17 protein-coding genes and 1 riboswitch are annotated in these 24,591 nt (G+C 45.6%); of the genes, 9 read left to right on the forward strand and 8 right to left on the reverse strand.

The genetic code is table 11. The features are described from left to right. Positions 1–6: 6 nt before the first annotated feature. Positions 7–1,320 (forward strand): glycosyltransferase, encoded by a 1,314-nt coding sequence (locus GL182_RS11105; RefSeq protein ID WP_163379756.1) that lies wholly within the window; start codon positions 7–9, stop codon positions 1,318–1,320. Between the two features lie 106 nt (positions 1,321–1,426). Here the strand turns inward: GL182_RS11105 and GL182_RS11110 are convergent, their stop codons facing one another. From GL182_RS11110 to GL182_RS11125, 4 genes are all read right to left on the reverse strand, one after another. After that, on the reverse strand, positions 1,427–3,019 hold the full coding sequence (locus tag GL182_RS11110) for a sulfatase (RefSeq protein ID WP_163379757.1): 1,593 nt from the start codon (positions 3,017–3,019) through the stop codon (positions 1,427–1,429). Between the two features lie 384 nt (positions 3,020–3,403). Further along, positions 3,404–4,936 (reverse strand): RagB/SusD family nutrient uptake outer membrane protein, encoded by a 1,533-nt coding sequence (locus GL182_RS11115; protein WP_163379758.1) that lies wholly within the window; start codon positions 4,934–4,936, stop codon positions 3,404–3,406. A 17-nt stretch (positions 4,937–4,953) separates the two neighbouring features. Further along, positions 4,954–8,442, reverse strand: coding sequence for a SusC/RagA family TonB-linked outer membrane protein (locus tag GL182_RS11120; RefSeq protein WP_163379759.1), 3,489 nt, complete (start codon positions 8,440–8,442; stop codon positions 4,954–4,956). Between the two features lie 155 nt (positions 8,443–8,597). Continuing rightward, a complete protein-coding gene (locus GL182_RS11125) occupies positions 8,598–9,548 on the reverse strand; it encodes a FecR family protein (RefSeq protein ID WP_163379760.1) in 951 nt (316 codons plus the stop codon). 186 nt (positions 9,549–9,734) lie between these two features. Between GL182_RS11125 and GL182_RS11130 the strand changes: the two genes are divergently transcribed. Genes GL182_RS11130 through GL182_RS11140 form a run of 3 tightly spaced genes read left to right on the forward strand, consistent with a single transcriptional unit; the run spans position 9,735 to position 13,418 of the window. Further along, complete coding sequence (locus GL182_RS11130; RefSeq protein ID WP_163379761.1) at positions 9,735–11,054, forward strand: peroxidase; 1,320 nt, start codon at positions 9,735–9,737, stop codon at positions 11,052–11,054. Positions 11,055–11,056: 2 nt separating this feature from the next. Continuing rightward, positions 11,057–12,469, forward strand: a complete 1,413-nt coding sequence (locus GL182_RS11135) for a Dyp-type peroxidase (protein ID WP_163379762.1) — start codon at positions 11,057–11,059, stop codon at positions 12,467–12,469. Further along, a complete protein-coding gene (locus tag GL182_RS11140) occupies positions 12,462–13,418 on the forward strand; it encodes a catalase (protein WP_163379763.1) in 957 nt (318 codons plus the stop codon). The genes GL182_RS11135 and GL182_RS11140 overlap by 8 nt, the downstream gene beginning before the upstream one ends. On the opposite strand, the gene GL182_RS11145 is transcribed toward GL182_RS11140, so the two are convergent. After that, entirely contained in the window at positions 13,413–15,332 is a 1,920-nt protein-coding gene (locus GL182_RS11145; protein WP_163379764.1) for an FAD-binding protein, read from the reverse strand. The genes GL182_RS11140 and GL182_RS11145 overlap by 6 nt on opposite strands. Positions 15,333–15,493: 161 nt before the next feature. Continuing rightward, positions 15,494–15,589, forward strand: a riboswitch (TPP riboswitch). A 68-nt stretch (positions 15,590–15,657) separates the two neighbouring features. Here GL182_RS11145 and GL182_RS11150 point away from each other — a divergent pair. The 5 genes from GL182_RS11150 to GL182_RS11170 all read left to right on the forward strand — a co-directional run bounded on the left by GL182_RS11150 (position 15,658) and on the right by GL182_RS11170 (position 20,514). Continuing rightward, complete coding sequence (locus tag GL182_RS11150) at positions 15,658–16,380, forward strand: class I SAM-dependent methyltransferase (RefSeq protein ID WP_163379765.1); 723 nt, start codon at positions 15,658–15,660, stop codon at positions 16,378–16,380. Next, on the forward strand, positions 16,367–17,437 hold the full coding sequence (locus GL182_RS11155; protein ID WP_240469787.1) for an AIR synthase family protein: 1,071 nt from the start codon (positions 16,367–16,369) through the stop codon (positions 17,435–17,437). The genes GL182_RS11150 and GL182_RS11155 overlap by 14 nt, the downstream gene beginning before the upstream one ends. After that, on the forward strand, positions 17,434–18,102 hold the full coding sequence (locus GL182_RS11160; protein WP_163379766.1) for a thiamine phosphate synthase: 669 nt from the start codon (positions 17,434–17,436) through the stop codon (positions 18,100–18,102). Before GL182_RS11155 ends, GL182_RS11160 begins: the two co-directional genes overlap by 4 nt. Continuing rightward, positions 18,080–18,346, forward strand: coding sequence for a Trm112 family protein (locus tag GL182_RS11165; RefSeq protein ID WP_163379767.1), 267 nt, complete (start codon positions 18,080–18,082; stop codon positions 18,344–18,346). Before GL182_RS11160 ends, GL182_RS11165 begins: the two co-directional genes overlap by 23 nt. A 206-nt stretch (positions 18,347–18,552) precedes the next feature. Beyond that, a complete protein-coding gene (locus GL182_RS11170) occupies positions 18,553–20,514 on the forward strand; it encodes a CASTOR/POLLUX-related putative ion channel (RefSeq protein ID WP_163379768.1) in 1,962 nt (653 codons plus the stop codon). A gap of 274 nt (positions 20,515–20,788) precedes the next feature. Here GL182_RS11170 and GL182_RS11175 read toward each other — a convergent pair whose 3' ends face one another. The 3 genes from GL182_RS11175 to GL182_RS11185 all read right to left on the reverse strand — a co-directional run bounded on the left by GL182_RS11175 (position 20,789) and on the right by GL182_RS11185 (position 24,588). Further along, entirely contained in the window at positions 20,789–21,508 is a 720-nt protein-coding gene (locus GL182_RS11175) for an enoyl-CoA hydratase/isomerase family protein (protein ID WP_163379769.1), read from the reverse strand. A gap of 7 nt (positions 21,509–21,515) precedes the next feature. After that, positions 21,516–23,075 (reverse strand): acyl CoA:acetate/3-ketoacid CoA transferase, encoded by a 1,560-nt coding sequence (locus tag GL182_RS11180; RefSeq protein WP_163379770.1) that lies wholly within the window; start codon positions 23,073–23,075, stop codon positions 21,516–21,518. A 118-nt stretch (positions 23,076–23,193) separates the two neighbouring features. Then, on the reverse strand, positions 23,194–24,588 hold the full coding sequence (locus GL182_RS11185; RefSeq protein ID WP_163379771.1) for an MATE family efflux transporter: 1,395 nt from the start codon (positions 24,586–24,588) through the stop codon (positions 23,194–23,196). Between the last annotated feature and the right edge of the window lie 3 nt (positions 24,589–24,591).

Genomic DNA, 24,591 nt, shown 5'->3' on the forward strand with positions numbered 1-24,591 from the left:
AGCATTATGAAAGATAAAATTAATTTCCTTTTTCTCACTGTAGATGGAGGTGGTAATATTCCACCGGTTTTCGGACTTGCAAAAAGGCTTCAAAGCAGGGGCCATGAAGTAAATGTATTGACGGAACCCTGCCTGAAAACGGCTGTAAAATTTTTGGGGTTCAATTTCATCCCATTTAAAGAACATTTTACAAGAGAAGACAGAAACGAAGATATTTGCCAGGATTGGAATGATTCCACCTTAAAAAAACCAACTGTATTTAAAAACATCATCTTCGGGCCTGCAAAAACTACGGTACAAGAAACCGTCGAAGCCCTGAAGCAAACAAAAGCAGATGTTTTGGTCGTGGATTGTTTATTGTTTCCTGCTTTGATAGCTGGAGAATGCCTGAATATCCCAGGGGTACTGTTATTTCACATGCCGGAATACCTTCCGGGAAAAAACCGTCCCCCGGGTGTAATGGGATTGATTCCGGGAAAAGGGACATTGGAAAAAATAAGGGACCGGTTACTGGGTAGGATTTTTTCAAAAGTATTTAACAGTCACCTTTCCCAAATCAATGCTATCCGGCAGGATTTGGGGTTGAATAAGTTAGATGACCTTATTTCCATGATTCATCAGGCAGATCTGAGAATGATTCAAACGCTTAAAAGTTTTGATTTCCCATTGGATCCCGCTCCCACTAATGTGCGTTATACCGGCCCGGTTCTGGATGATCCGGATTGGGTGGAAGCATGGGAAACTCCATGGGAGCAGGGAGACAACAAGCCATTGGTAGTGGTCAGTTTTTCTACTACCTTCCAAAATCAGGCAGGTATTGTAAAGCGATGTATACAGGCTTTGGCCGAACTCCCGGTACGGGGATTGGTAACCATTGGATGGGCCATCGACCTGCATGACATCAGGGTACCTGAAAAAATTAAAGTTATTCGTTCAGCTCCCCATTCCCGGGTATTTCCTGAAGCCAATCTGGTTATTACCCATGGGGGTCATGGAACCATCATGAGGGCCCTGGCCAACGGATTACCCCTGATAGTGATCCCCATGGGCCGGGACCAACATGACAATGCCGCAAAAATCGCTTATCATGGTTGTGGCATCAGGCTTTCAACCAAATCCGATAAGGGTACCATTCAAAGGGCCATCAAACAAATGCTTTCTACAAATACCTATACCGAAAAAACCAGGGCTTTTCAGGCTGAAATAGGGGCAACGGCATCCAGGGACATGGGAATTAGGGAATTGGAGCAACTGGCGAAGCCTTTCCAACAGAGATCGGCTAAAGCCAGTCAGCTATCCAATGTCCCGGGAAGTGGATAAAGTATTTTGGTTTTCAACCTCAGCAACGGGAGGAGGAATTCAGCCTGTTACCCAATACTCAGGATTAAGGCATTACCTATAAATTTCCAAGTGCCTGGAGATCCGATCAATTCCCCACATCACTGCCCCACCATTGATTGCCCGGATCAAAATCCCTGGACAGGAATTCCATCCGCTGCTTTTCCAGAGCGGGCATACGGACATTTCTTACCCTGTCCAGGTACTCTTGTTCCTTCGCCGGATCGTACATGGGGTCTTTTTTGGGGTATAAGGCCCCTACTTCGTCCAGGTAGGCAAATAGCTGTTCACTCAACCTACCGGCCAATTCGGAGTTTTCGGCAGCCACATCATGGTTTTCTTCCAAATCCTCCTCCAGGTTGTACAATTCTTCCCTTCCATCTTCATAATAATGGATCAGCTTCCATTCTCCCCGCCGGATAATGGAAGAGGGTTCCCCCCCCTGATTGCCATAATGGGGATAATGCCAGATCAGGGGTCTTTCCTCGATGGTTCCTCCGGTAAGCAGCGGAACCAGGCTGACCCCATCGGCATGTTCTTCAGGTTTTAATTCAGCACCTATCAATTCCAGCAGGGTAGGGTAAAAATCCGTTCCTGTCACCGGGGCATCTGACGTTTTTCCTGCATTGTCCAGAAAGGGGGTTTTGATAAAATAAGGCTCCAGAATACCCCCCTCATACTGATACCCTTTTCCGCCACGCAACGGGAGATTGGAAGTGGCAAAGGCATCACCTGCTGAAACGCCTCCATTGTCAGAAGTGAAAATGACGATGGTATTGTCATCCAGGCCTAGTTCGTCAAGGGTTTGCAATACATGCCCAACGGCATCATCCATGGTTTCTACCAGTCCGGCGTAAACCGGATTGTCCTGCTCCTGCCGGATAGGAAGAAAGTGTGCCATTTTAAACCCCGTTTCTGCAATGCCTGCCTCTTCGGCCTTTTGCCGGTATTTGGACCATTTCTCTTTGGAGGTCTGAATGGGCGAATGCACCGCATAAAAGGATAGATAGGCAAAAAAAGTGGTGTCTTTATTATCAGTGATAAATTTGGCCGTTTCCTTTGCCAGTTTCATGGACAGGCTCATTCCTACTTCATCTTCATGATCCTCCATTTTGGGATTATTGAAAGGTGAATAATAGCCTCCTGTATAGGGGCCTCCTTGTTCAAATCCCCCCTGATTGATATCGAAACCGTGGTCTTCCGGGTACGAACCTTCCCCTCCCAGGTGCCATTTCCCGGCAAAAAAGGTCGTATAACCCGCTTCCTTCATGGCTTCAGGAAGGGTAGTGTATTCATGTTCCAAATGATCTTTATTTTCCGGGGGAAGTAATTTATTGAATCTCCCTGCTTCCCGCCAGGCTTCCCCGGTTTTGGCACCTATCCAATCCGTAATGCCATGCCTGGCTGGAAATTTTCCAGACATCAGGCTGGCCCGGGAGGGGCTGCAAACCTGGCAGGTGGCATAACCATTGGTGAATACCATACCTTCATTGGCTATCCTATCGATATTTGGTGTCTCATAATAATCGCTGCCCATGCAGCTTAAATCGTGGTATCCCAGGTCATCGGCCAGGATAAACAGGATATTGGGTTTTTGTTTTTCAGCTTGCTCCGCCTGCTCCTGCTGACAGGAGACCATCAGCAAGGCAGCAAACAGGGGCAACATATTTTTAAATGTCATGGATATTGAATTAATGATTATTAGTTCTGTCTGAAGGCAACAATTCATACAAATTAAACCTTAATGCATCAATAATTAAAATTTTTTAAGGAATTCATTGCTTTCTACCAGAAGATCGATCCCATATAATCACCAATGGGTTGCCAAAATGAATTATATAAAAATCAAATAACAGTTGGATCCAATTCCCTTACTATTTCGGGAATAAAATGAATGATTTGCTTTATGGGATTTTGATGGCCATTTTCACCTTCATTCATTGGACACACTTCCGCCTGTTTCAGAAAAGGCCAAAAAGAAAAACCCCGGTAAAAGAGGTGATTATCACCTAATAATACCGGGATCTTTGCAATAATTTGATTCAATAGGTTTGATATTTATTTTTTAATAACCGGCGTTTTGGTTCATGTTTTCGTTCTCGATCACCTCAATTTCTGGTAAAGGAAAATTGACATGGAAATCTTCAAATTCAAGATCGATTCTTTTGCTGTCGAAATCCCAGGTTGTCAAATCAATTTCTCCAGCCAAATGCCTCCTTCTCAAATCATACCACCGGTGACCTTCCTCACAGGCGAGTTCCATCCTTCTTTCTTTGAATATCCATTCCAATACAGTGGCTTCAGTTTCTCCGGTAAGTGTATAATCTGAGGGTACTTCTGACATGTCAATTTCTCCTGACATCCTTGCCCTTTCCCTGATTTGATTCAAAAGGGCAACGGCTTCCGCCAAATTACCCCCAGAGCGAACGGTAGCCTCAGCCTTCAACAGCAATATGTCTGCATACCTTAGAATCCTTGGATTATTTCGACTGGAACCATTGGCTCCACCCGGATTGTTGGTCCAATTTCCATCCTTGATGTATTTAACTACATTGGTAACCAATCCGGGTTCCGGATCAAAAATGTAATTGATTCTGGGGTCTCCCGATTCAAACTCATCCATTAACGAGGAGGTTGCAGAATATACGGTATTTCCCACCCAGGTTGGTCTTCTGACAAAATGCCCGTAGTAGGCGCCAATGTCACCCACCACTGCAAAGCTATCATTATCCAAAAAAACATTGTTGATGCCAGCCTGATTATTGGCCTGAAATTCGAAAAGAGATTCCTCGTTGTTTTCCATGGCCGCATTGAAATTATCTCCATAATTGGAAGTCAAAGAAACTCCGGAGATGGCATCAAAATCCTGAATCGCACTGGTAAAATCAGCATTGCTTCCTGTCACTGTACCCCTGAATACCAATGCTTTTCCCCTAAGCCCCAAGGCTGAATTGCGGGTCACTCTTCCCTTATTGGCATCATCCCAGGCCTCGGGTAAAATTTGCGCTGCTACCTCCAAATCCTGGATAGCCTGATCCAATAGCTCAGTGCCTTGAGAATTGGGAGGGAAAGCATTCTCTAACGCTACAATTCTTTCCCTAACCAAAGGTGCTGTACCATAGGTATTCCAAAGCTTGAAATACATCCAGGCCCTTAAAAACAACACCTCTCCACGATGGTAATCCATCAGTTCGGGTTGATTTTCATAGGCAATCGATCCATTTTCTTCTATTTTTTGCATTAAAGTATTGGCGCGTGCTATCAATTGGTAAGAAAATCTATAAAAAGCATTTAATTGCCCGTTATTCCCATTGAGTCCGGAGAAAAACTCGTGAGGGTGGTTGGCTTCTGTAGTCAGATCGTCACCTGGCAGCTGCCATATGGCCTGCAAAAAGTTATTAGGGCCTCCCCTGAATGTATAAAAGAAAGTTAATTTTTGATAGGTTCCTAGTACAGCCTGGGTCATTTGGTCTTCCGTCTGGAAAAAACCAGCCTCAGTATCCCCAATGGGATCTAATTCTATGGTTGAATCATCACAGGAAAGAAATGCCAATCCCGTGATGATGAATAAACTGATGATATATTTTATCTTTTTCATTTTGATTTCGGTTTTTATTAAAATCCAAGGTTTACGCCCAAAATAAAAGTCGTCGGGGTGGTATCATTCTCGGGATCTAGTCCGGGAAAAGGACTGAATACGAGAAGGTTCTGCCCCATCAGGTAAGCTCTAAGATTGCTCACTCCAAGCCTTGACAACAAGTTTCCCGAAACATTATAACCCAATTGAAAATTTTGAAATCTAAAAAATCCGGCATTGGCTACATGTCGGTCTGCAATTCTATTGTTTCCGGACGGATCTTCGGTAATTGCCCTTGGAATCGTATTCGATGGGTTGGTAGCTGTCCAACGATCCAGGTAATCTACCAGGTAATTTCCTCCTCCGGCACCTACACTCTGCAGTCCGTTGGTGAATATTCGCTGCATATCACCCAAACCCCTAAAGTCAATGCTAAAATCGAAGTTTTTATAATTGAGTCCCAGGTTGATTCCATAATAATATCCAGGAATTGACTTTCCAATATAGGTTTGGTCAAAGGCGTCAATCCTGCCATCGGGATTTGGGCTAAAAAAAGCATTTTCCCCATCTTCCTCACCAGGAGGTCCCTGAATATCTACAAATCGAATATCACCGGGAGATTTTTGTGCCTGATATCCCGGATCTTCATTTTCTTCCAACCAGGATTCTACCTGTTCTTCGGTTTGAAATATTCCATCAGTCCGGTAACCCCACAAAAAATTAATCGGCCTGCCTTCTTCAATTCGATTGGAATTTCCTCCAGAGGGTCTGCCCTGGTAGAGGTTGGAAACCCTGTTTCTTACGGTAGTGAGGTTGGCTCCTATTGAATAACTAATATCCCCTACCTTATCCTGAAAATTTCCCTGGAGTTCAAAACCTCGATTATCCACATTTGCAAGATTGACAACCGGCTGAGACAGTGCGCCAATTACCTGTGGGATATTGATGGCCTGGAGGATTCCATCTGTGTATCTTTGGTAATATTCAACAGTAAGGGAGAGCCTGTTGCTCAACAACATGGCATCCAATCCTATATTGGTTGTCGTGACGGTCTCCCAACTCATATCTACAATAGGAAAGTCACCCAAGGCGGCGGCGGATTGTATAATCCCATCGCCGGCAGCACTTCCGCCTGAGCCCAGGGCATAGACCGGGTTGAAATTTACCAGGGACAAAAAGGCAAAATCACGTGTTTCCTGATTTCCGGTCTGACCCCATCCCACACGAAGTTTAAGGTCATCAATGAAACCCTGGTTCATAAAGTTTTCTGATGACAATCTCCAGGCAGCGCCGAAACTGGGAAACGTTCCCCATTTGTAACCAGGGCCAAATTTGGAAGTACCATCTTTTCTTACAGTAGCGTCCAGGTAGTATTTGCTTGCGAAACTATAGCTTAGCCTTCCCATGTATCCTTGTAGACCAGATGGAGAACGCTCATAAAGCACGGCTTTGTTTTCCCTTGCCCATCCTTCTTCGATCCGGCGCTGATCCCAACCTGGAAGAGGTGAATTCTGATCAGCCGCCAACTGCGTATTATTCCATTGTACCTGCTGGTCCATAGCATTAAGAATCAAATCTATACGGTGTTCGCCAAAACTTTTGTTGTATCCGATCAAAAATTCTTTTACAATATTGATATTCTCGTTAATTCTCCTGCGATAGGTATTTCCTTCTCCCGAATAGGGTGTCCCCTGGTTTGCCTCAAAAATCCCCCTTCTCTGGTCAAAAAACCGCTGCTGTGTATTGGTAAATTGGTCAAAGCTAAACGTGCCCCGCAATCGTAGGCCATCGATGGGACTGGCTTCCGCATAAAACGATCCAATATTTCGTATCATGTCTCTTTGCACGGTATTCAAATCTGCTATGGCCAGGAAATTATTTCTGGTGGCACCGCCATACCCGTTACTTAAAAAAGAATCTCCTACAATCCGGCCTGGGGCGGCATATCCCCTAAATCCGGAAGGATCATACAATGGTTGCCATGGAGCAGAAAAAGCGGTATTTAAGCCTGCCCCTCCATCCTCTGCTGTTTGAGAATAGACAAAACGAAAAGATTCACCAACTTTTAACCAGCTGGCTACCTGGTGATCAGAATTGACATAGGCTGAGTACCTGTTGAAGGTGCTGGTATACATGGCATTTTCCTGCCCCGAAAACCCAGCCCCTACGGCATAATTGGACATCTCATTGCCTCCGGTAATGGATACATTGTGGTCTTGAATCACTGCGTTTTTTACCCGTGTTGCCTCAAGCCATTGATCGGTATAATAGGGGCTATTCCCCAGATATTCTGGTGAACTGCTATCATAAAATTGGAAAAAATTAGGATCAGGTGAAGCTGCCGGGTTATTGTTTAAAGCCTCCAGATAGGTGTCGACGTAATCATTGGTATTCATTACCTCCCAATCATTCCTGACATTTTGAACCCCATATCTAGACGAAATGCTGACTTTGGGTTTCCCTTTTGCCCCCCTCTTGGTGGTAATTAGAATGACCCCATTTGACGCCCGAACACCATAAATGGCAGTGGCCGAAGCATCCTTTAATACCGAAATGGATTCGATGTCATTGGGGTTGATAAGATTAAAAACATTGACATCTCCTCTTTGGTCTTGCGACCGTGCATCTCCGGATGCAGCCCCGCCCTCTACCAAAGGAACACCGTCAATTACATAAAGAGGGTCATTATAACCCAGGGTACTTACTCCCCGAATCCGAATGGAGGGCCGTGCATTGGGGTCTGAACCGGGATTCGAAACAAATACTCCTGCCATTTTTCCCTGCATCGCCAGTTCAGGTGTCATGCTTGCTGTTTTCGTGATTTCCTCAGAATCGATCTGCGTGACTGCTCCGGTCAAATCTTTCTTCTCCCGGGTACCATAACCAATTACAACCACCTCTTCCAGAGAAGATTCGTCCTGAACCATTTGTACGTCAATTGTGGTTTGGTTTTCAATGGTATAACTCTGGGATTGGTATCCGATAAAGGAAAAAACAATGGTTGCACCTTCCGGTACATTTAATGAATAAGTACCATCCAGATCCGTAACGGTACCGGTAGAACTACCCTGGACTGATATAGTTGCTCCAGGCAGAGGTTCCCCATTTTCATCGGTTACTGTTCCGGAAATGGTTACCTCATCCTCGTCTGCTTCATTTTCTCCTTCCTCTATCATCACTTCCGAGGGGCCTGAAGATTTATCTCCTGGTGCTACGTATATTGTTTTGTTTAACCTTTTGAATTCAAAATCCGTAATTTGTGCCAAATGTTGAAGTACCTCCTTTACATTACTGTCTTGGTAATTAAAAGAAATTCGTTTATTGTGCCTGGCTACTTTTTGGTTATAGGTAAAGCTAAAGACTGTCTTTTCTTCTATAACTTCTAAGATTTCCTTCAGACTCTGGGAATTGGCCTGAATACTTATCCCGACATCCTCCAGATTTTGACTATTAGAAGGTGTGGCCAGTATAAATTGCATGGCAATCACCTGAATCAGGAAGGCATACAATAGCTTCTTTGATGCCATGATCAATAGTTTAAGTAAATTAATTTGCATAATTTTAAGTGCTTTAAATTCTTTTGAGTTTGTTAATTTGATTGGAATTTGAGCCTGATCCGGTACTGTTGCCGCAGTGGCCGGATCATTTTTTGCTTATTTCGTCTTTCTCATAGGCATGGATTTTATTTGCATTGAATAATGTTAATCGATATGGTTTTTGTACGGATATCCGTTTGATAATCAAATTCAAGTAGGTGCTTCATTCCCCTCAAAATAGTCTCAATCCTTTCACCTTCATAGGTCCCTGTTATCAGGCATTGGGGTCTTTTGCCTGAAAATGTAGTGTTAATCTCTACCCCATAGGCTCTTTCCAGAATTTCAAATACTTTTTCCACCGGTTCTTCCTCGAAGGACAAACTCCGGGTATGCCAACCGATAAAATATTCCGGGTTTACCTCATGGATGGCAATGGCTTTACCGTCTACAACTGCCTGCTGCCCCGGGTGTAGGAAAGCCTGCTCCAGGGAATGCCTGTCGGCTACTTTTACCTTTCCACTGGTCACGGTAACCTCTGTAGCCTGATCGGTATTGATGTTAAAGGAAGTTCCCAAAACTTCAATTTCAGCATTTCCGGTTTGAACTATAAATGGCTTATCGGGATTTGGTGTAATATCAAAAAATGCCTCTCCCTCCAATTTGACCAATCTCTGGTCTCCTGAAAAAGTCTCTGGAAACTCGAATTCACTGTTTTCATTTAACCTGACCCTGCTCCCATCACTTAGCGTAATGGTAGAACGCATGCCCTCCAGGGTTTGCTTGGTCTTCATTGCAGGCGAATCAACAGAAGAAAAAGCCAGCTGCCAGTAAATCCAACCCGAAAGCCCCAAAAGCAAAAATACAGCGGCATATTTGCTAAATCCTTGAAGCCAGTAGGTGTTTCTCAGTTGCCTTGCCCTGCGCTCCTCCAAACCCTTCCAGACGCTGAGCTTTGACTGACGAATGGCTTCCGCATCAGGGTCCTTTCCCAATCTGGCCAGCTTATCAAACAACTGCCGCGAATCATGCCGACCCTTTTTCCCCGTTTTCTCCTTTAGCCAGGATTCAAAATACCGTTTTATTTGACTTGATTTCATTTCAGGTTTTTGCCTTTACTCCTCTAAGTACCCCAAGCCAATAGGATCAGCTATTTTTGGTTGAAAAAAATTATTTTTTTTTAAAATAATCATAGCGTATTGGTAGGTATTAACAAAGAAATTTATCCTATGGGGTTGCGAATGGCAGACAAAATTTTTTATATTGAGTAAAAGTTTTATCAGCCTATGTCCACTGTCCATAAAGGCCTTACCGTAACCGTTACCCTGAATGAGGAAAAAATACCTTATGTAAATGGTTTGCTTTTTGAGTACCGGAAGGACCTCAACATTTATCAGGAAAAATACAATAAGTCTTTGCCCGGTACTTTTTTTATCAGTTGGCTGACTTTACCTGTCCAAACCTATGCAGGTAGAGAAAAACTTCCTGCCCGGATCATCCTGATGAGCAGTTATGTGGGAAGCAAATCGAAGCACATACGGGAATTGGCCACCTTTCTGGCGCCTCAGATCAAACAGGTGTTTAGCCAAAGCCCGGAATACCCCAAAAATGAGCTGGATGAATCGGGATTGGTTGCTTTTTTGAAACGCAAAAGCATTCCCAATACCTTTTATTCGGGTTTCAAATTTATCAGTACCCGGGAGGTAGTCAGGGAAAAGCAACTCAAAGCTGAGGTTTGGAAATATACCAGAGAATTGGCTGATGAAGCTCAACCTGCCTCCCCAAAAGAAGTAAAAGACAACATCGAATCCTTTGTCCGGAAACATCCTCAGTTGTCCTGGGCTGGCAAAAAAATCCCCTACACCCTGAGGAATAAAATCCAGATGCTGTGGCCGCTTGGCTTATTTGGTTTGGTGATGTTGAGCTCCCTGGTTTCCCTGGTACTTTGTATTTTTCTGGATGTACTGGTATTGAAAATCCTGGCTTGTATCTTTCCCTTATTCCTCCTGCTGCTGCTTTTGCTGTTTTTGCTTTTGCGCCTCAACGAAAATATACCCCATGAACCCAGCCAGGAACTATCGGATGAAAAGGTGCGGGAAATAGTGGCGCTCGAAACCAATCCGGTAATCAATGAAATGACGGTAATCGCTCCATTAAAACGCGGCTGGATACGCCGTGTTTTTCTTGGGATTACCTTAAAACTCGTGGGATTGGTGGCTTACTTTGCCTATATCCCCACAGTACATACCGCAAGATGGCTTCAGATGGACAAGGGCAAAAGGTTGGTATTCATCGCCAATTTTGATAACCTCTCCGAGGCATACGCCCATGACTTTGTAGACAGCGAAAGGAGGTCCATGAACATGGCCGTTATTTTCAGCCATGCTTTTGGTTTCCCGGCAACCCGTTGGCTGGTACACAAGCAATACAACCACCGCAGCAACTACATGAAGGGAGTAAGAGCGCACCAAAAGGTGACCCAATTCTGGTATGCCTCCCAACATGACCTGAGTGTGGAAAATTTAAAAAGAAACAGGGCTTTTCGGGAGGGCCTGAACAAAAAAATGGATGATGCAGCAATCAAGGACTGGCTGCTAACTTTATAAAAATGACGATACTCGAAAAGGAAGACATTCAGGGATTATTGATCAGGGGACATGGCAACCTCAGCAGCGCCAGCTACCTGCTGTATAGCTTTACCGACCCTGCCCAAGCAGGTAATTTTTTAAAAGAAATCCTTCCCAAAATCACAGCTGCCACCGAAAAACCTGAGGAGCAGGCCCTGCAAATCGCCTTTACCTACGAAGGCATGGCTTTTTTGAATCTTCCTGGTCCTGTTCTGGATAGTTTCTGCAGGGAATTCAAAGAAGGAATGACGGAAAAACAGCGGCAGTTTATCCTGGGAGACACCGGTGAAAATGCTCCCCACAACTGGTCCTGGGGTGAAAACAACCTGCACTTCATGTTGATGGTCTTCGGTAAAGACCTGGAAAAACTGGATCGAACCTTGTCCGAAATCAAGGTATTGACGGACTCCTGCGGTATAGTCATGTTGCATGCCTTACCCACCGGAATGCTGCATGGTCAGAAAGAACATTTTGGCTTCCGGGATGATATCTCCAGACCCTTAATCTGGGAATTGTTACATAAAGAACCGGATGAACAGGCAGTCACCTTTCCGGCAGGAGAATTTATCATGGGTTATAAAAACCTTTATGAGGAATATGCCCCAAGCCCTACGGTACCGCAGGCATTGGACAAACAGGATAGGCTACCCTATCATCCTGATAATGAATCTCTAAAAGATCTGGGAAAAAACGGCACCTACCTTGTTTTCAGACAAATGGAACAAAAAGTACATGTATTCTGGCAATACATGAAAGCGCAAAGCAAGGATAAAATTTCTGCCATTGCCCTTGCCAGCAAAATGGTGGGCAGGTGGCCTGATGGCTCTCCTTTGACCCTATGTCCCGTGCAGCCGGACCCCAACCTTTCCGAAACAAATGATTTTGGGTTTTGGCAGGCAGATAAAGACGGATTAAAATGTCCCATCGGCTCCCATATCCGGAGAACCAATCCAAGGGATCACTTGGTTACCGAAAAAAGTCAGAAAGACTCCACTGAAATGGCTGCCAAACACCGCATGATCAGAAAAGGAAGGCCCTATGGACCACCGGTTACCCCGGAATTAAATCCTGAAGACATGCTGGATAGTATAGCCGATACCCAGGAGCGTGGACTCCATTTTATATGCCTGGTAACTGATATTCGCAGACAATTTGAATTTGTACAAAACAACTGGGTGAACTTTCACAAATTCGGAGGCCTGGAGAATGATGCTGATCCCATCATTGGCAACCATTACCAGAGTGAATCCCGGAAAACGGACGAATTCAGTATTCCCGCCTACCCGGTAAGGAGAAAACTGGACAAATTACCAAATTTTACCACCATAAAAGGCGGTGCCTATTTCTTTTTACCCGGCATCAGGGCACTCCAATACATTGCTGACCATGAATGACACCTATACACCAAGAGAAGAAAAAGACATTCAGGAATTGATCCGGGTGATGAAAGCATACCTGAGCCGACAGTATCCGGATGGAAAAATACTGAGAAATTTTCACCCCAAAATGCATGGCCTCCTCAAGGGAACACTTACGATTTACAATGATATTCCCCAGGCACTGCAGGTAGGTCTCTTCAAAGAAGCCAAACAATATGATGTCTGGATCCGGCTTTCCAATGCCCCTCCAAAAATACAATCTGACAAACCAGCGTCTGGCAGAGGATTGGCCATAAAAATACTGCAGGTGGAAGGGGAAATGATAGAGGAAGACCCTATCGGATTTGCCACTCAAAATATTTTAATGACCACAAGCCCCATCCTTTCTACATGGACCATCCGCTTGTATAGAAAGGCTATCCGTGCAGTACTATTTGGCCTTTGGGAGCAGCTGCGCTTTGCCATTAACCCCGCACATTGGCGCAGTATTTTTCTTACCCTTAAATATGCGGCCAAACACGATAACCTGCTTTCCCAGACCTATTTCTCCGGTGGTGCTTTCAAACACGGGCCGGACCATTTTGTGAAATTTGTTTTGACCCCTAACAATCCGGCTTTGGGTTACAGCCTGGAAGAGCCCCGTTCGGAGGATTTTCTCAAGGAGCAGCTCAGGGAAGATTGCCAAAAAAGGGAACATGCCTTTACCCTGAATGTACAAATCCACAAAAACGAAAAAGATCAGCCCCTGGAGAATACCTCCAAAGTCTGGAAAGCCGACCTGGTCCCGGTTGCCAGCCTGAACATTCCAAAGCAGGATTTTGATACCGAAGAAAGGGTACACCTGGGTGAAAAAATGGAATTTTCTCCCTGGATAGGACTAAAAGCCCATGCGCCAGTGGGCGGCATCAACCGGGCCAGAAGAAGGGTTTACAAGGAATTGGCCGCTTTTCGGAAATCACTATGAGTGCTGAATCCTGTCCAGAAAGGCATTACAAAAAGTACTGCCTCCAAAAAACTCCTGCTCCTTTTCCCAATCCCTGAACCTGGGAAAGGCTTTTTCAACCATTTGACGGTGCCAGGGCTCCACGGAAAGCCCCCAGTGAGGAACTGCACCCAACTCCAGCAATGCCCTTTCCAAACGCATAAACAAGGGATAACTACCGGTAACATCCTTGACACTGACCAGTTCGATCATGCACATGTCCGATTGGTTCATCATGGATAAATGGGCAGGACACTTCTTGACAAATCTCAAAGCAAAAGGGGCAGCCAATAATTGATCGTATTCCTGAGAAGCTTCACAATTTTTAATGATCAAATCTACTGCTTCAAACACCTTGTCCAGAGGAAATCCAAATTCTATGGCATACCCATAAAACTTTAATTCACCCAGCCCCTGGTCCAATACATTTCTGGCCTGGTCTTCAAACCCTCCACCGGCATCATCCTTGTGATCCACCAGCCTTTTAAGGGAGTTATTCGTCATTCTCGGTATAGATAGGTGGTTTTTATTAAACACCCAGGGAGAAAGCCTGCCGGAAATGGCTATGCCGGAAATAAAAGAAGATATGTAATTCCTTTCCCTCCCGGCATGGTGACCACCCGGTTCTTTTTCACTGTAATTTCGGGTAGTGACCAGACATTTTCTCTTTTTACCATCTTCCGTAGGAGATTCCATATCCCGGTAGGGGTTGATCAGTACCTCAAAATGCCGGTGAGCATTGATATAGTGGTACATGCCTTCCTGCATCATCTCTTTTTTGACATCTTCCCAATTCCGCAAAATCCTTTCTTCGAAAAGCCGGTAATCCGGCTGGGCTTCCAATATCATAGAAAAAACAATCCCTACAGATCCAATGCCCACCATTACCGCATTGAATTTTTCATCATCCTGTATCAGTGTGATTCCATGCTTTTTATTCCTTTCGTCCTTTTGAAATGCCTCTGGATCAGTGATGCCATCCCGGGGCTCTACACGGTACACTTTCCCCCCCTTACCTACTATGGTCATGGACTTGGCAAAGGCAGAAACCGGACCTATACCAATGCCGGAACCATGGGTAGAAGTGGCAATGGCTCCGGTAATGGATTGAATACTGGAGCCCCCCTGGTTGATCAAAGCCAGTTGGTGATGGGTAAGGGCCTGAATCAAATGCCTGATCTTGGTGCCGCCACCGGTCTCAAACAAATAGTGGGTTTCCGTATTTTTTTGATTGCCAAAGTTCACCTCTACCTCAAATCCATCCCGAAATGCTTCCTTGATCCATTCCCTGGCCGGCCTTTGGGTCATGTTCATGTCCTGGGTGCAAACCAAATAGTCTTCACATTGGGCAACAGCAGTCAGGGCATGCCCGGAACCTATGGCCCGGATCTTACGGCCATTTTTTTCGGCCAACCTGACCAAAGAACAAACCTCTTCGAGGCCGGAATAATCGTAGGTGCCGCACCTGGGATCCTGAGGTGAAAAGTTCTTATATTCTCCATTTCCTGGTACAAAAAATTGCAGGGGTTCTGAAAAGTGGTTACCAAACCAGTTGGCCCATTTCCTTCTTTTATTCTTTTCTTTTGGAAAAAAATCTTCACGGGTCAACTCCTTATCCAAAGACAATACCACCTTTTCATGACTGTCCATGTTCCTGTTAAGACGGTTTTCCACCAGCCTGCGCACAAATCTGGGCCGTATCATGAAATTAATAACGCTTACCCAACGGTTTCTTTTGATCCTGGAGCAATGATCTGTCAAGGTATCATCCAACAATTCTATGTGCCTGGGCACATTTTCCCGGTTAAAAATAACCTGAAACACCAATCGGATAAGGACCCATGAGACAATGGTATTCCCTTTTTTCCAGGATATAAATTTTGATAGGGCAGTCATGAAGTTAATGGTTTTTATTTCAACAAGTTATGAATATATGGGAATTTTTTGAAAACATTAAAATTAATTTGGTGATCTTTTCTGAGGTCTGTCCTGACATATAGGGCGGAAAGGCTTGCTTTTTTGAATTGATGGAAGAATTGAATACATTTGACCAAAGAAATAAACGCACGGGGTGCTGGAATTTATTCCGGCTGAGATCAAACCCGAAACCTGATTTGGATAATGCCAACGTAGGGATGCAAGCCAGAATTCCAATTGTAATTTGTAGCTCCATTCCCTGGTATTGCCGAGAATGGAATTTTTATTTACAGACAAAGACAATATGGAACTTGAAAAAACGACTGGCGGACTGATACCTCAAAACAAGCAAAACTGGCAAAACCGGCCGGAATGGTTTTTTAACCGCAAGCACACCGATACCTATGAATTGTGGTACGAAGGGCGGTACAAAAGGGCGGAAATCTGGCAGAAAAAGGTTATGGAACAGTTGGTATCCAAAGACAGCAGAATCAAAACCCTCTTGGAATTCGGATGTGGTACCACCCGGTTTACCCGATGGTGGCAAGAAATTGGTATTGAAGCCTCCGGTGGAGACATCTCTCCCCTGATGCTTTCCCAGGCAATCCACCTTTTTGAGGGAGACCTGGTGATGGCAGATTCCCACCACATGCCCTTTAAAGACCATACGTTCGATGCCCTTGCTTTTATTACTACTTTTGAATACTACAAGGACCCTGTAAAGGTAATCAGGGAAGCGGCCCGGGTGGGCAAATACGGAATCGCCATGGGCATGATGAACAGAAACTCCCCCAAAGTGCTGCGCAGGAGGGTTCAGCAGCTATTCGGAAAAAACCCCTTTTATGTGACAGCTACCTTTTATACCCCGGACAAACTTATACAAATCATCCAGGAGGCCTTAAAGGGAAGAACTTATTCCATAGAATGGTCCTGCACCGGCTTGCCCAAATGGTTTCCGGTCCAGCAATGGGGGCTGCCCTACGGGGATTTTTTTGGTTTATATGTTCAACTTCATGATGTCGAATAAAATGGCTGATCAACTGGGTAAAATAGATGAGTCTTTGTTGGAAGACTTTATCGCCTCACGATGTGGGGCCTACAGGGAAGAGGTTTTGGTAAAACCCGGCTTTGGCAGGGACGTATCCCTTGTGGAACTACCGGGACAACAGGTCATGGCATTGACCAGCGATCCCTTGTCCTTGATTCCAACGCTTGGATTACAGGAATCGGCCTGGCTGTCTGTGCAATTAATGGCCAATGACATGGCCACCACAGGTTTTGCGCCGCAATATGGCCAGTTTGTACTGAATTTGCCAGCTGGTTTCTCCAGGGATGATTTCAAAATTTACTGGGAGCATATCCATCATTACTGCCAGAACATTGGCATGGCCATCACTGGTGGACATACCGGTTTTGTTGAGGGGCAAAACTCGACCATAGCCGGAGGGGGAACTTTCATAAGCATCCTCCCCAAAGACCAGGCCCTGACGGCCAACCAAGCCCGCCCTGGAGATGTGCTCCTGGTTACCAAAACCGCCGCTTTGTCCTCCTCAGCTATCCTGGCCATGAGTTTTCCGAAAACCATCAAGGATAAACTGGGAAATGAAACTTACCAAAAAGCCTGTGCATCCTTTTATAACACCTCCTCTCTGGAGGAGGCCCTGGCTGCTGCAGGCAGCCCTGGGGAAAAGGTAGTGACTGCCATGCATGATGTAACGGAAGGAGGCATATCAGGAGCTATCTATGAGCTGGCTGCTGCTTCAGGCTGTGGGGTACGCCTGGAGAAAGATAAGGTCCCGGTAGGTCCGGTCCAACAAGCCATTTGCAACCTATTTGATCTCGACCCCATGCGATGTATCGGTGCGGGTTCTATGATCATCAGCTGTGATAAATCCAGGGTTCGGCTTATTCATGACCGGATAAGAGCAAAAGGAATCCGCTGTACTGTTGTAGGTGAATTAACCGAAAACTCCGGGGGGATGGTGCTGCTGGAGGATGATGGCTCATCCCGGCCACTTGATTACCAAAAAACCGATCCTTACTGGGCCGCTTTTTCGAACGCATACAAACAAGGCTGGAAATGAAAAAACTAAACCTTCAAACAGAAAAAGGGATTTACCTGATAATCGATCCCGCATCAAAGCCGGAAAACGAACTTTTCGATGTACTGGAAAAGATCGGGCGGTACCCCATCATTGCTCTTCAGGTATGGGACCATTTCAGACCATCCCAGGATGGCCAAAAGTTTATCCGGAAGGTCTGTCGGCTGGTTCGCCCACACCCTTTTCCCGTATTGGTCAATAACCGTTGGAAATGGATAAAGGATACGGGTTCAGATGGGGTGCATTTTGATCAAATCCCGGAAAACCTGGAGGCCATCAGAAAGAATCTGCCTGAAGACACCCTTTTCGGAATCACCTGTAACAATGACCAGGACCTCATTAACCAGGCAGAAGAAAAAGGCTTTGATTACCTTTCCTTTTGCTCTGTTTTTCCCTCAGCTACTGCCAATAGTTGTGATTTGGTTTCCTTTGAAACAATACGGAAAACCCAAAAATCCAGCAAGCTCCCCCTTTTTCTGGCCGGTGGAATCAACCTGCATAACTTGTCAAAACTAAATGAGCTATCCCATTCAGGAGTAGCTGTCATTTCAGGCATCATGCAGGCAGCCGATCCCTGCAAGGCCATAGAAGCCTATTTACTTAAATTACAAAACACTCCATTTAATGAAAATAGCCACCATCAATAAATTGTGTTGCCCATTTGACCATTCAGATTTGACACTGACCCGGGTTTCTGAAGATACAGAAGGAAAAATCCTGGAGGGCTGGTTGCATTGCCCCCATTGCACACGGATATATCCCATTGTCAAAGGTATTCCGATCATGAGCCCGGATGCGTACAGGGAGATGGACATGGAGAAGCCCTTGTTCGAAAAATGGCAAAAGAACCTTGAGGGCAAGAAGGTAAAGGATTTCAGGTTAATTGAATAGAACCTGATTCGTAATGCTCTATTTCACCTGTGAAATTTTCTACCCGAACCTACCGGTAAGTACATGGGGCAAAATCAGGTCAACAGCAAGTGATTTTTCAGTTCCATCATCAGCTTATCATTTACTCCCTGAAGGAATGAAAAAATCCTTAGCTAATTCTATTGAAATGGCTAAATTGGGAAAGTTTTGCTTTTTAAAAAACCAGCATGCATATAAAAAGACCCAGGATCCGGCAGAAAATTATCTTCACCCTGGAAAGGCAATTGGTAAAGGGAGCCCATTTTCAGTTATTGCTGGTGGCAGCACTGATCGGACTGATATCCATCATAGGGGGAATATTGGTCATGCCATCGGGGGCACCCACGGCTACTTTTGGTGAATCCGTATGGTGGGCTTTTTTACGGCTTAGTGACCCCGGGTACCTGGGCGACGATGAAGGCAATTGGCGAAGATTTATTTCAACCCTGATAACGGTAGCCGGCTATGTGGTCTTTCTGGGCTCACTGGTGGCAGTTATCACCACCTGGATGAATCGGAAAATCAGGCATTTGGAACAGGGTCTGACTCCGGTAACAGCCAACAACCACATTTTAATTCTGGGTTGGTCAAACAGGACCATTCACATTGCAGCTGAAATTTTCCAGTCTGTGGGTAGAATCAGGCGGTTTCTGGAAAAATACGATACCAAAAAGTTACGGTTGATCATCCTCTCAGAAGAGGTCAGTCCTTTTCAAATGCAGGAACTAAAAGACCATCCCATGATCGGAAGCCGGGCCCATGAAATTGTATTGCGAACCGGGCTGGCCATAGACCGGGAACACCTGCGCCGGGTGGATAGCCTGAATGCGTCTTGTATCATTATCCCCAGTTTGGCATATGGAAGAAAGGAACTGATCAATCCTGATATAGAAACCATCAAATGCCTGCTTTCATTAAATGCTGAGGCCAATGCCCAAAACTACCACAAGCTGCCTTATGTAGTAGCAGAAATACAAGACGAAAACAAGATCAATGCCGCCCGCAGGTCCTACACAGGTCCGCTGGAAGTCGTGGGCAGTAACACCATCATCAGCAGGCTAATGGCCCAAAACATCCGGCATCCGGGGCTTTCGGAAGTCTACAATGAAATCCTCTCACAGGTGGATGATAGCAATTTGTTTTCACAGGCATTTCCTGAATTAATTGGCCAACCCATAGGTCTTTTAAAAAAAGCATTTACCAAAGCGGTGGTGTTGGGCATAATCAAAACAGATGGGGACAATTTTGCTCCTCACCTAAACCTGCCTGATGAAAAGGTACTGGAAGATGGAGATCTTCTGGTCCTGCTAGCCAGAAGTTCTACAGATTTGGTTTGGCGAAGGGATAGGGTTGCAACAAAGGAAGCGCCTGCCCCGTTTGTCGGCCTGCTGCCTGTGGAAGAACAGCAAAGCCCCAACCGGATTTTGATTTTGGGATGGAATGAACATGTACCTTCCCTTATCAGGGAATTGGGTACCTATGAAGATGAGAATTATTTTATCCGACTTATCACCCTGCGTCCCGTATCAGAAAGGGAAAAGGACCTGGCATTCTTAGAAGAGGACAACAACCGGGTAAGGGTGGAACATGTGGTAGCAGATTTTATCCGGGAATCTGAAATCAGAAAAATTGAAGCTGAAACCTTTGACCACATACTGCTGGTAAGTAGTGACCGACTTGAAGAGGAAGAGGAGGCAGATGCCAGGACCATGGTAGGCTATGTATTACTCGAAGAGGTGCTGGAGAAAGCCAATAAAAGACCGTCTGTGTTGATTGAATTGTCAGACCCCAGCAACGAATCGCTCATCAAACGTTTTCAGAGTGAAGTCATCATCAGTCCCATGGTATTGAGCCATTTGCTGGCAGGAATTGCCCTGCAGCAGGAACTCAATAGTATCTACAATGAACTTTTCACTGTTGGAGGGGCAGAAATTATTTTCCGGGACCTCATGGAATACGGGGTTTCTCTTGGGAAAATACGCTTTTTTGAACTCGAATCACTGGCTAGCGCTCATGGGGAAACCGTGCTGGGCGTCTACCTGGATCGGGAAGACGAAGCAGGAAACCACCTGTTGTTAAACCCGGCCAAAGGTCATGAAATAAATCTCTCAGAAAAAGACCGGCTGGTAGTACTGACTACCTTTTATTGATTTACAGCGGTATTTTTTGCTCCCCAAAAAAAGAAAAAGCCTTCCATTTGGCAAGATATGGTCGGTATTAACATTTTATACCCTTATTGGTTACATATGCGTACCTTCTTTTAGAAAGGAAGACGATACATTTGACACAAGAAAGTGAGGAAAATAAAAATTTTATCTTATCCTTACCTATTGAACCTAACTCAACTACCGGTCCTCTCATATACCGGTAGTTTTTTTTACCGCACAGCAAAAAAAACCTATCCCTTCCTGCTACATCAAAAGCTTACTCCTTCGATCGGGAATAGAGCGTACTGAGCACATCGTACCAAATGCTTTGATCTCCTGTTTTGGTATGGGTAGAAAACACTGCCTTGGCCATTTTAAATGCATCAGGGTCCAACTGATTCAGTTTTGCTAACCATGCAGTGGTTTCTTCCTGCCACCTTTCCTTTGGAAAAACCCTGTTGACAAGACCCAGGTTCAAGGCTGCATCAGCATCCAGTTTTTCTGCCAAAAAAACCAGCTCTTTTGCATTGGCTTCGCCTATCAGTTGGTTTAACCGGTGAATCCCTCCCCATCCCGGCAGCCAACCGTGCCGAAGCTCCGGACTTCCAAACACAGCCCCGGGACCAGCCAGTCTGAAATCGCAGGCAAGCGCAAGTTCCAATCCTCCCCCAAGGGCATAGCCCTGTATCAGCGCCAGGGTAGGTTTTGGGAAAGCTGCCACCGCATTGAATACTTCATGCCCGGTTTTAATCCAATGGATCAAGCCTTTTTGATCCAAAGCGGTAAACTGGTTGAGGTCTGCTCCGGTCGAAAAGGCTTTGTCCCCCTTTCCCCTAAATGCTACTGACCTGATTTCTTCATCATTCTCGGCACGCTTTAGGATTTGTTGAATGGCATCCAGTTCCGGCAGGCCAAAACAGTTATATTTTTCCGGCCGGTTAAACACAATAAATTGGGTTTGCCCTTCTTTGTAATTTTCTATGCTAGCAGTTTTCATGGTCAGTTTAAGTTGTAAAACCAGGTAAATGGAGCCTGTCCTCTTCGAAAATACTCTGGTCCATGGTTTTAAGGTTTTCAGCAATGGCAGGCACGAAATCCATCATGTCAAGGATATCTGCTTCCAGCCTTGCTCCCGGTGCAATTTCCGTTAGTAACAAGCCATCCGCCGTCAATTTGAATACGGCTCTTTCTGTCAGGTAATAGACCTCCTGCCCCTTTTCAAAGGCATATTTTCCACTAAAGGTTACCTGCTCCACCTCAGGGACAAATTTCTTGAATTTACCGGGGTCCCTGATTTTAATGCCTTCTTCACTCCACTCCACATCGGCTTTGGCGGCAAAGCTTCCACAAAACACTACCTTTTTGCTGTGTTGGGAAATGTCTATAAATCCCCCACATCCTGTAATTTTATCTCCAAACTTGCTGGAATTCACATTACCCGATTGATCCACCTGTGCAAAGCCTAAAAAGGCCATGTCCAATCCACCACCATGAAAAAAATCGAATTGGTAACCATCATCCAATATGGCATCCGGCTGGTACATGGCACCAAAATTCAAGCCTGTAGTAGGGATACCTCCCAAAGGACCTTGTTCAATCATAAAGGTAAGTTGATCAAATATACCTTCCTGCCTGGCAACTATGGGTATACCGTCAGACATGCCATACCCCAGATTGACAAAAGCACCCGGGAACAATTCCCTGGCCCCCCTCCTGCTGATAATCCTTTTAATACCGGACAGCCGCAAACTTTCCTCTTCGGTAACGGGTGCATCCTTGCGAATAAGTGAGGCATCATAAGTGGTCAGGTAGGTCATGGGCTGATCAGGTACTTCCACCACATAATCAATCCATGCACCCGGGACTTTGACCTGCATGGCAGGTGTACAGTGGTCCCTGCGGATGGATTTTACCTGGGCAATCACAATCCCCTTGTTGACCTTAGCCGCCTGAGCTTCGGAAAGCATGGCAAAACTACCCACTTCCCCTTCCATGGACAGGTTGCCATTTTGGTCCAGGCTGGTTCCCCGAATCAAGGCCACATCAATGGGATGCGCCCGGTAAAAAAGGTAAAAGTCACCCGAAATCTCCACCAATTCCACTAGCTCCTCACCGGCTCTGGTATTGATCTTACCTCCATCCAACCTGGGATCCACAAAGGTATGTAGACCGGTCTTGGTCAGCAATCCTTTTTCTCCTCCTGCGGTAGTCCGCATCAGGTGACTCAATACCCCCTGGGGAAAATTATAAGCTTCGATGTCATTGTTCCGGGTCAGACTTACCATTTTGGGCGCATTGCCGAAAAATCCGCCGATTACCCTTTTAGGCAAACCTACATGGGCCAAATGATTCAGTCCCAACTGATCCGAATCCCCCAGACCACAAGGGTGGATGATGGTCAGGTTTGAGGGAGATTGCGATTGCAGGTAACGACGGCCAATGGCCTTTAGTAATTCATCGGGAATATTGTGCCCGGCACCTCCTCCGCCTATGCAAATGGTCTGCCCATCCTTAATCAATTGAGCGGCCGCATCGGCAGAGATGATTTGTGGAAATCGATTCATATCATTTGGGTATATTGAAGCTTTAATATAACAGAAAAGCGAAGGAAGGACAGCCCTTTCCTCCTGTTTTTTTACATTCCAGGTCATTGCACCTCCCTACCGTTGCTGCCATCCTCTGTCAGGCTTTTGCGAATTTCCAGTTTCCCTTTCTGAAAAACCACAAGGCAATCATGGCATGGAGTGAATGGCAAATGGCTATACTGATAAATATGCCTTTGGTTTCCAGACCATAAGTGATGGCCAGGGCATATGCCAGTGGAATTTCCAACAGCCAAAACACGCCGATATTGATGTAGGCGGGTGTTTTGGTATCTCCTGCCCCGTTAAAGGCCTGCACCATCACCATGCCTACGGCATAAAAAATATATCCCAGTACCGTGATTTTTAACCCTGAGGCTGCAACGTTACGGACCTCCTCTTCCAGGGCAAAAAATCCTGCCAGGTTATCTGCAAACAAAAGGTAAACCAAGGTGACTGCTGCCAGAAAGATAAAGTTATACCGGGCTGTCAGGAATGTAGAAATCTCGGCCCGAAAGGCTTTTCCTGCTCCCAGGTTCTGTCCTACCAGGGTAGCAGCAGCAGCTGAAAGGCCCCAGGCCGGCATCAGACTAAACAAGAGGACCCGAAAAGCAATGGTATAGCCCGCTACTGCTGCACTCCCAAATTCAGACGCAATCCTTGTGAGTACTATCCAGGCTGCTGAATCCACTAAAAATTGCCCCATTCCTCCGGCAGAAATGTGAATGATTTTTTTCAGGGTCTCCCATCGAACCCGCAGGTTTGTCCGGTTTATGACCAGCCGGTGCCTGCCATTGAACAAATGATACAATTGGTACACAACCCCGACACTTCGTCCAAGGGTGGTGGCCCAGGCAGCTCCCACCAGTCCAAAACCTTCAAAAGAACCCAATCCGAAAATCAACAGCGGATCCAATACAATATTCAACCCATTGGATATCCACAGGGCCCTCATGGCCAGATGGGCTGCTCCGGCACCCCTGAATATGCCATTGATCAGAAAAAGCAGCATGATGGCCGTATTGCCCAGGAAAATGATTTCCGTATAGGTCTTTCCCGTTTCCAGAACCTGGTCCTCTGCACCCATCAGCGAAAGGATCTCCCCGGCATAGATAAAGCCCCCTGCTCCCAGGAGTAGAGATGCCAATATACCTACCAGGAGCAACTGGAAGGCAACGGTACCTGCCCGCTGGAATTTTTTTTCTCCGAATCTCCTCGCCACCATGGCCGTACCGGCCATGCTGATCCCGACCCCCAATGAATAAATGATCGTCAGCACAGCCTCTGTCAACCCCACCGTGGCGACGGCATGTTCCCCAAGCCGACCCACAAAAAATATATCCACCACAGCAAATAGGGACTCCATGATCATTTCCAGGATCATGGGAACGGCCAACAGGACGATCCCCGATTTGATAGGGATCCTTGTGTAGTCCTGCTCATTGCCGCGGATAGATTCCGATAATAATTGCCAAAATGGAGTGCGCTTCTTCATCAG

The organism is Cyclobacterium sp. SYSU L10401 (assembly GCF_010993705.1).
Lineage (GTDB): Bacteria > Bacteroidota > Bacteroidia > Cytophagales > Cyclobacteriaceae > Cyclobacterium.

Bases quoted from the DNA above. Each gene is read 5' to 3' on its own strand.
- GL182_RS11105 (WP_163379756.1), top strand. From the start codon at position 7: ATGAAAGATAAAATTAATTTCCTTTTTCTCACTGTAGATGGAGGTGGT.
- GL182_RS11110 (WP_163379757.1), bottom strand. From the start codon at position 3,019: ATGACATTTAAAAATATGTTGCCCCTGTTTGCTGCCTTGCTGATGGTC.
- GL182_RS11115 (WP_163379758.1), bottom strand. From the start codon at position 4,936: ATGAAAAAGATAAAATATATCATCAGTTTATTCATCATCACGGGATTG.
- GL182_RS11120 (WP_163379759.1), bottom strand. From the start codon at position 8,442: ATGGCATCAAAGAAGCTATTGTATGCCTTCCTGATTCAGGTGATTGCC.
- GL182_RS11125 (WP_163379760.1), bottom strand. From the start codon at position 9,548: ATGAAATCAAGTCAAATAAAACGGTATTTTGAATCCTGGCTAAAGGAG.
- GL182_RS11130 (WP_163379761.1), top strand. From the start codon at position 9,735: ATGTCCACTGTCCATAAAGGCCTTACCGTAACCGTTACCCTGAATGAG.
- GL182_RS11135 (WP_163379762.1), top strand. From the start codon at position 11,057: ATGACGATACTCGAAAAGGAAGACATTCAGGGATTATTGATCAGGGGA.
- GL182_RS11140 (WP_163379763.1), top strand. From the start codon at position 12,462: ATGAATGACACCTATACACCAAGAGAAGAAAAAGACATTCAGGAATTG.
- GL182_RS11145 (WP_163379764.1), bottom strand. From the start codon at position 15,332: ATGACTGCCCTATCAAAATTTATATCCTGGAAAAAAGGGAATACCATT.
- GL182_RS11150 (WP_163379765.1), top strand. From the start codon at position 15,658: ATGGAACTTGAAAAAACGACTGGCGGACTGATACCTCAAAACAAGCAA.
- GL182_RS11155 (WP_240469787.1), top strand. From the start codon at position 16,367: ATGATGTCGAATAAAATGGCTGATCAACTGGGTAAAATAGATGAGTCT.
- GL182_RS11160 (WP_163379766.1), top strand. From the start codon at position 17,434: ATGAAAAAACTAAACCTTCAAACAGAAAAAGGGATTTACCTGATAATC.
- GL182_RS11165 (WP_163379767.1), top strand. From the start codon at position 18,080: ATGAAAATAGCCACCATCAATAAATTGTGTTGCCCATTTGACCATTCA.
- GL182_RS11170 (WP_163379768.1), top strand. From the start codon at position 18,553: ATGCATATAAAAAGACCCAGGATCCGGCAGAAAATTATCTTCACCCTG.
- GL182_RS11175 (WP_163379769.1), bottom strand. From the start codon at position 21,508: ATGAAAACTGCTAGCATAGAAAATTACAAAGAAGGGCAAACCCAATTT.
- GL182_RS11180 (WP_163379770.1), bottom strand. From the start codon at position 23,075: ATGAATCGATTTCCACAAATCATCTCTGCCGATGCGGCCGCTCAATTG.
- GL182_RS11185 (WP_163379771.1), bottom strand. From the start codon at position 24,588: ATGAAGAAGCGCACTCCATTTTGGCAATTATTATCGGAATCTATCCGC.